Source organism: Roseiarcus sp. (assembly GCF_049514155.1).
Lineage (GTDB): Bacteria > Pseudomonadota > Alphaproteobacteria > Rhizobiales > Beijerinckiaceae > Roseiarcus.
Window position 1 is genome coordinate 1 of the sequence record NZ_JBEKVH010000240.1, and the last position, 7,017, is coordinate 7,017.

General features: G+C 61.0%; 8 protein-coding genes. 5 read left to right on the forward strand and 3 right to left on the reverse strand.

The genetic code is table 11. The annotated features are described in order from the left end of the window. Together ABSF49_RS20620 and ABSF49_RS20625 are read right to left on the reverse strand one after the other, a co-directional pair. Positions 1 to 593: ABC transporter substrate-binding protein (locus ABSF49_RS20620; protein ID WP_424114512.1), on the reverse strand; the 593-nt coding region annotated here is incomplete at its 3' end. 107 nt (positions 594 to 700) lie between these two features. Continuing rightward, the gene (locus ABSF49_RS20625) at positions 701 to 874 is read right to left on the reverse strand and encodes a hypothetical protein (RefSeq protein WP_424114513.1); all 174 of its coding nucleotides are present in this window, start codon (positions 872 to 874) and stop codon (positions 701 to 703) included. A 422-nt stretch (positions 875 to 1,296) separates the two neighbouring features. On the opposite strand from ABSF49_RS20625, the gene ABSF49_RS20630 reads away from it, so the two are divergent. Genes ABSF49_RS20630 through ABSF49_RS20640 form a run of 3 tightly spaced genes read left to right on the forward strand, consistent with a single transcriptional unit; the run spans position 1,297 to position 4,000 of the window. Further along, complete coding sequence (locus ABSF49_RS20630; RefSeq protein WP_424114514.1) at positions 1,297 to 2,319, forward strand: zinc-dependent alcohol dehydrogenase; 1,023 nt, start codon at positions 1,297 to 1,299, stop codon at positions 2,317 to 2,319. A 43-nt stretch (positions 2,320 to 2,362) separates the two neighbouring features. Beyond that, positions 2,363 to 3,031 carry an SDR family NAD(P)-dependent oxidoreductase gene (locus ABSF49_RS20635; RefSeq protein ID WP_424114515.1) on the forward strand — a complete coding sequence of 223 codons (669 nt, stop codon included), beginning with the start codon at positions 2,363 to 2,365 and terminating at the stop codon, positions 3,029 to 3,031. Positions 3,032 to 3,043: 12 nt separating this feature from the next. Next, positions 3,044 to 4,000, forward strand: coding sequence for a C-terminal binding protein (locus ABSF49_RS20640; protein WP_424114516.1), 957 nt, complete (start codon positions 3,044 to 3,046; stop codon positions 3,998 to 4,000). Positions 4,001 to 4,243: 243 nt separating this feature from the next. Here the strand turns inward: ABSF49_RS20640 and ABSF49_RS20645 are convergent, their stop codons facing one another. Then, on the reverse strand, positions 4,244 to 4,609 hold the full coding sequence (locus ABSF49_RS20645; protein ID WP_424114517.1) for a VOC family protein: 366 nt from the start codon (positions 4,607 to 4,609) through the stop codon (positions 4,244 to 4,246). A gap of 489 nt (positions 4,610 to 5,098) precedes the next feature. Here ABSF49_RS20645 and ABSF49_RS20650 point away from each other — a divergent pair, with 489 nt between their 5' ends. Both ABSF49_RS20650 and ABSF49_RS20655 read left to right on the forward strand, forming a co-directional pair. Further along, positions 5,099 to 5,890 carry a FadR/GntR family transcriptional regulator gene (locus ABSF49_RS20650; RefSeq protein ID WP_424114518.1) on the forward strand — a complete coding sequence of 264 codons (792 nt, stop codon included), beginning with the start codon at positions 5,099 to 5,101 and terminating at the stop codon, positions 5,888 to 5,890. A gap of 228 nt (positions 5,891 to 6,118) precedes the next feature. Next, the coding region (locus tag ABSF49_RS20655) for an IS5 family transposase (protein ID WP_424114519.1) at positions 6,119 to 7,017 on the forward strand (899 nt) is incomplete at its 3' end.

Sequence of the window (7,017 nt, forward strand, 5' to 3'; positions counted from 1 at the left end):
TACTGGCCGGTCGCGTCGTTGCCGACGAACACGACGGAGTGCTTGATCGGATGATCGAGCTTCGGGCCGATCAGCGACGTCACGCCCTTGGCCGTGCTGGTGCTGCGCTGCCATTCCTGAGGCTCGGTCTGGAACGCGTAGTGCAGCCAGCCGCCCTTGGCGACGGTCTCGTCGGACAGCACACCGCCGAGCGAGCTGTTGCCGGTGAACTGCAGCACTTTGGCCGGCCCGGTGATCTTGCCCATCGAGACCGAGAAGTCGTGCGATTCCGTTCCCCAGATTGCGGAAACGCCGACGTCGTTGACCAGTTCGCGCGCCGCGGCGATCGCCGTATCGACGTCGGTGCGGTCGTCCCTGATGAACAGCTTGAACTTATAGGTCTTGCCGCCGACCTTGATGCCGCCGGCGTCGTTGATCTGCTGGGTCGCCAGCTTTGCCGCGGCGGCGATCGTGTTTCCCGCGGAAACGAACGATCCCGACTCCGCTGCGACCACGCCGACTTTGATCTCCCCGTCTTCAGCGAAGGCAGCCTGCCCCGCAAGGCCGACAAGAAGCCCCGCCGCGAGCGGTAGGCCCAATCCTAGACGTTTCATTTGCTTCCTCCTTCAACGATCCGATCTCATCGGATTCTTGCCGGGGTCACTGACGGGTTCGAGCGCGGTCAACCCGCGCCATCGAGAGCCGCAAAGCCCCAAATTCTTCAAGGCGACAACGATTGCGAAGCCCCTGAGTCGATAGAGGCGGGCGCCTCCAGAAACGACGGGCGGAAGATCTCGCGGAATTCCGCCAGCTCGGCGATGCGCTGCGCAATCACTCGGGCCTTCTCGGTCGCCCAAGGACTCACGCTGCCCGCGACCGCAAAGGCGGGGAGCATGCTCCCAACCTGAGCCCCTTCGAGTCTCGAACGCTTTCTGCCCACCCGCGTGTATCCCTGCCGCCAACCGCTTACCAATAAGTCCAGATACCGGCTTGTCCTACGACCAGACTTCTTATATATCGACCGCAGAGGCGACGCAAGGGGGTTAAGCGGGTGATTGGCGAAACGGCGATCCTGCATGTTGAGAGTGCAAGCGCAGACCGGCTGGCAATCCGCCGGAAACCGCTCGTGAGCCGGAGCCTGTGGTGCGGTCTGAGCGGCGCCGACTGGCGCAGGCCCGGGACGTTCCTGGGTGGGACGACGGCGAAGCGCCAGCATGGCGTGGCGCGCTTCGAATCAACCGATCGGCGTCCGCACGTTCGCGTTTCGAACGAACCCGCAAGTAGGTCGCCCGTGAATTCGCAAGGAGACATTTTGTCATGAAAGCGCTCGTCTATGCGGCTCCGTCGAGGGTCGAGGTGCGGGATGTCCCGGAACCGCAACCGCGCGACCACGCCGCTAAAGTAAGGATGCGCTATTGCGGCGTTTGCGGAACGGACATCGCGATCCACGCCGGCAAGCATCCGCGCGCCAAGGCGCCGCTCGTCATCGGCCACGAATTCGTCGGCGTGATCGAGGAGGTACGGGGCGGAACGCGTGGCTTCAAACCAGGCGATCGAGTCGTCGCCTACCCGCTGCTGTCGTGCGGCGTTTGCCTGCCATGCCGCACCGGAACGCCGCATGTTTGCGAAAAGCTCAAACTGATCGGCATCGACTGCGACGGCGGCATGGCCGGATTTGCTTGGGTCGACGAAGACGTCCTATTCAAGGTCGATGACGCGTTGTCCGATCGAATCGCCGCGCTCATCGAACCGCTCGCTGTTATCGTCAGATCACTACATCAGTCTCGCTATCAGGTGCGCGACTCGGCGGTCATCATCGGCGCGGGGCCGATCGGCTTGCTGACCGCGATCGCGCTCCGGCGCAGCGGAGCGTCGCGCATCGTTATTTCCGATGTCGACGAGGCGCGGCTCGGCATGTGCCACACGCTCGGGTACGAAACGGTCAACGGCAAGAACGGCGGCCTCGTCAACTTCGTGAACGAGGCCACCAAGGGCGAGGGCATGGATGTCGTCTTCGAATGCAGCGGGGTCGAAAGCGCCGCCCTCGAAGTGACCAAACTTGCACGCGTCGGCGGAACGATCTGCATGACGGGTATCCACAAGGCGCCCCGTCCGGTCGATCTGCGCGAGATCAACTTCAAGGAACAGACTCTGGTCGGTTCGCGCGTCTACACCAAGCGAGAATTCGAACAGACGGTTTCCTACGCTGCGCAGATCAGAGACGACCTGGAACACGTAGTGACGCAAGTCGTCCCCCTGACCAAGTCGGCGGGCATTTTCGACATGATCGCCGACCCCGCAATCAACACCCTCAAGGTCCTCGTCGACTGCACCGCATGAGGCGCGGTCGACCGAGCTGAATTACAACTCGAAAGTCTGCACCATGAATTCATTTGATATTAAATCCCACAAGGCCATCGTGACCGGCGGCACGCAGGGCCTTGGCCGAGGAATGGCCGAGGCACTGCTGGAGGCGGGCGCCGAAGTCGCCCTTTTCGACATCTCCAATCGCGTCCTCGCGGTGGCCGAAGAATATCGCAACAAGGGGTTGGCGTGCCACGGGGTCGTGGTCGATCTTGCGGATGTCGACAAACGACAAGCGGCGTTCGACCAGGCACTCAAGCTCTTCGCGGGCAAGCTTGACATTCTCGTCAACGCCGCCGGCATCCAGCGCCGGCATGCGTCGGAAGACTTTCCGCTCGACGAGTGGAACGAGGTGCTAAACGTCAATCTGACGGTGACTTTCGCCATGTGCCAGTTGGCTGGGCGCGTGATGCTCGCCCAGGGACACGGCAAGATCGTCAACATTGCCTCGCTCCTCAGCTTCTTTGGCGGCTTCACCGTGCCAGCGTATGCGGCCAGCAAGGGCGGCGTAATGCAGCTCACGAAGGCGTTGGTCAACGAATGGGCGGGACGCGGCGTCAACATCAACGCGATCGCCCCCCGCTATATGGCGACCGACATGAACACAGCGCTTGCTGCCAGTCGATGGCGGTTATTTGGCGCGTTAGGAGCCAAGCCGACTGGGGACGTGGGCCGTAGGAAAACCTGAGAGGTAGATGTCGTGGAGATTGTCGTTTCCGATTGTGATCATCAATCCATGAAGCCTGAAGAGACGGTCTTCGCCGAGAACGGAATGACATTCCGGGTGCTGCGATGCGTCACGGAGGCGGACCTGATTCTTCAATGCAAGGGGGCGAATATCGTCCTCAACCAATATGCGCCGTTCACGCCGAAGGTCTTCTCTGCGCTCAAGCCCAATCTCCGCCAGGTCGTGCGCTATGGCGTGGGAGTCAATAACATCGATCTTAAGGCCGCCAGCGCGCATCGCGTCCAGGTTTGCAACGTCCCGGACTATGGCGTGCAAGAGGTCTCTAATCACGCACTCGCGCTGATCCTGGCCCACGAGCGCAAAATCGATCTGATGAACGCGCGGACGAAGAGCGGCGCTTGGGATTATTCGCTAGCGGTCCCGATTCGCCGGATGTCCGAGTTGACCGTCGGCATTGTCGGTTTCGGCCGCATCGGGAGCGCCCTGGCGCACAAGCTGCGGCCACTCGGTTGTCGCGTAATCGGCTACGATCCCGCATACGGCCCCAGTTCGCCGGAGATGCAGGACGCGCAATGGGTTCGATTCGACCAAGTGGTCAGTGAATCCGACTTCGTCTCCATCCACTGTCCGCTGACCACGCAAACCCGCAATATGTTCGACCGAGCGGTTCTGGGCCGCATGAAGTCCACGGCGATCATCGTGAACACTGCTCGAGGAGGGATCATCGACGAAGTCGCGCTGGCCGATGCGCTGCGTCGAGGCGCGCTCGCCGGCGCGGCGCTCGATGTGCTGAAGAGCGAGCCGTTGCCCGCAGATAGCCCCCTGCGCATCCTCGATAATTGTCTCCTGACGCCGCACATGGCGTGGTACTCGGAGGAAGCCGGACTAGAGCTTAAACGCAAAGTCGCCGAGGAAGCTGTCCGCTTCGCCAATGGGGAACCCGTCAATTACCCGATCAATGCGCTCTGATCAGGATCAGGAGCGCAGCTCATCCCTCAAGGTTCGTCGGCAAACGTCACATAGGCCCGCATGACGCGCCAAGCGCGAGCCGAACGAAGCGAGTAGGTACGGATATAATCAACGCGCCAGTGGCTCGGTCGCCTAACCTACCTCGCTGACGCGCTGCGGAAGTCGATCAAGTGGCGCCACCGAAAGTATGACAACGCCCGAGTCTGGAGCGGCGACGCAATCACCGCTCCGTATCTAACCCAATCAGCTCGATCCTGTAGCCGTCCGGATCTTCAATGAAGCGATGTAGGTAACTCCATGCTTCTTCGGCCCGGGTTTCCGCGGAATACTGACGCCCTGCTCCGCAAGCGCCGCGCAGACAGCGTAAATGTCCGTCACGCCAAGAGCGAAATGGCCGAAGCCGGAATCGATTTGACAAGGCGCCTTCTGGTCCCAGTTGTGTGTAAGCTCGATCACGGTGTTGCCCGTCTCCGGTCCGTTTCCTACGAAAGCTAATGTGAATCGTCCTTCGGGAAAGTCCTCGCTGCGCAGAAGGGTCATTCCGAGCGGTCCGGTATAAAATCTTATGGAATTCTCCAAGTCCAAGACGCGAATCATCGCATGCGCCATCCGGAAACGCGTCTATTTTCCCGCGTAGTCTCCCCTCGACTGCCGGTCGTCCGCTGGCGTCGCGCGATTCGCGGTCGCATCCAAAATACTTCGGATTTATATCTGATGATAGGGTTGTACCACAACATTGCGATGTTACATTTGGCCTACCGCCGCCGTCGGAGATTCGATTTTATGGGCCCTCCCCCCGTTTCGCATCCTAAGGTCGTCGCCGTAAGGGGCGAAAAGCTCAATGAGCGTCGGCAACTGGCGGCTGCGGAAGACTGTGCGCGCGCCTCCAATATCGTCCAGGCGACCATTTTCAATCTTCGCGCGCGATTATTGGAGAGTCGTGTGGACTGGGCGGGGCTGAGAGGAACACATCCCCGTATTGTATCGACGCGACGCGCTTCTATCTCGCGATCGCGCTCCATGGACGCTCGCGACTTGGGGGACGTGAGCAGCTCTGGCCGCATCTCGCCAAACCATCGTGCTCGGGAGAACTGATGCATGGCTTTGAAGCTTGGCAGATTGAACCGCGGGCCCCATCTACCGGCGCTTGTCGCCAGCTCGATCTCACGAGAAATCGCGCAGGGCCGACTCAAACCTGGCGATCAGCTGCCCTCTGAGCAAGCATTGGCGACCACTTTCGGCGTCAGCAGAAATGTCGTCCGCGAAGCCATCGCTAAATTGCGTTCGGAGGGCCACGTATGGTCTAAGCAGGGACTCGGAGCATTCGTTGCCGAAAGCCAAAACGCGTTGGTGCTGACGATTGATCGCGACACCCTTCGAGAAAGTGGCGCATTCACTGATCTTTTCGAGTTAAGGAGAATCCTTGAAGTCGACGCGGCTGCATTGGCCGCGTCGCGTCGGTCGCAAGACGACCTCACCAGCATGCAAAACTCGCTGGAGGCTATGACTTCCGCGCCTTACGTCAGCGTTCAGTGGCTGAAGACGGATCTGGAGTTTCATCTTGCGGTCGTACAGGCAACGAAAAACCCGTACATGATCCAGTTTCTAGGGTTTGTGTCAGAGCAAATCTGGCAGAGTTTTTTGTCCGTCGGTGGCCGCGGTCTCGACTCTGACAAAATGGCCAGAGCAACTGTTGCGGAACATACATCCATTCTGTCGGCTATCGAGGTCGGCAACGCCACCGAGGCTCGCGCCGCCATGCGTCGACACCTCGACAGTGCCTCTCAGCGCCTGGGCCTGTCCACTGACGATCGCGAAAGGCCGACGAAGACGGGCGTTCGTCAGCGACGATCCGAAAAGGCAACCGCTGCTCCTCAAGTCGGCGAATAATTTCCGCGGTCGCCAAGGGTAACCAGAGCGAGACTAAAGTGTCATGGCAATCGAGACGTAGTCGGCCGTGAAGAATCGTGAGCGCCCTGGATTGATGGGGCTTTCCGACGGTTTCGAAGTATTCGATTTCGCCGGTTTGAGCGGCGCGGCTGGCGATTATCTTGCAATTTGAAACGACGGTCGGGTCGTGATTCTCTCATCGCAAGAGGCGCGATTGGGAGATTCGCGATGCGGCCGAAAGAGCGGTGGGACAGCGGACAGAAGGACCTCTTCCGCGCCCGGCTAGACCAGATCGTCGACATGAGCCATCCGCTGGCCAAGCTGGCCCGCTCGGTGGATTGGGGGTTTCTGGAGGCGCAGTTCGGCGCGGTCTATTCGGACAAGCCCGGGCATCCGCCGCTGCCGACGCGGCTGATGGCGGGGCTGGCGATCCTCAAACACATGCACAATCTTTCCGACGAGGCGCTGTGCGAGCGCTGGATCGAGAACCCGTATTTCCAGTTGTTCTGCGGCGAGGAGTTCTTTCGGCACAAGCCGCCGTTCGACCGCTCGTCGTTGACGCGCTGGCGCCAGCGCATGGGCGAAGAGAAACTCGTCGCGCTGATCCAAGAGAGCCTGAACGTGGCTGCGCGCACCGGCGCGGCCAAGCCGGCGGACTTTTCCAAGGTCATCGTCGACACCACGGTTCAGCCGAAGGCGGTGGCGTTCCCGACCGACGCCAAGCTGATGCATCGCGCCCGCGAGCGGCTGGTTCGGCTGGCCAAGAAGCATGGCGTCGTCCTGCGCCAGTCCTACGAGCGGGTCGGCAAATACGCGCTGATCGCCCATCAGCGCTACGCCCACGCCAAGCAGTTCAAGCGGGCGAACCGGGCGCTGCGGACCTTACGCACCTATCTCGGCCGGACCGCGCGCGACATCGTGCGCAAGATCAAAGGCGACGAGGAACTGAAGAGCGTATTCGCCGAGCCGCTTTCGCTCGCCTGGAGGGTGCGCGACCAGCGCCAGAACCAGCGCGGTCGCAAAGTCTATTCGCTGCACGCGCCCGAGGTCGAATGCATTGGCAAGGGGAAAGCGCACCGGCCCTACGAGTTCGGCGTCAAGGTCTCGGTGGCGACGACGCTTCATCA

Coding starts and splice junctions, on each gene's coding strand:
- ABSF49_RS20625 (WP_424114513.1), bottom strand. CDS start 874: ATGCTCCCCGCCTTTGCGGTCGCGGGCAGCGTGAGTCCTTGGGCGACC.
- ABSF49_RS20630 (WP_424114514.1), top strand. CDS start 1,297: ATGAAAGCGCTCGTCTATGCGGCTCCGTCGAGGGTCGAGGTGCGGGAT.
- ABSF49_RS20635 (WP_424114515.1), top strand. CDS start 2,363: ATGAATTCATTTGATATTAAATCCCACAAGGCCATCGTGACCGGCGGC.
- ABSF49_RS20645 (WP_424114517.1), bottom strand. CDS start 4,609: ATGGCGCATGCGATGATTCGCGTCTTGGACTTGGAGAATTCCATAAGA.
- ABSF49_RS20650 (WP_424114518.1), top strand. CDS start 5,099: ATGGCTTTGAAGCTTGGCAGATTGAACCGCGGGCCCCATCTACCGGCG.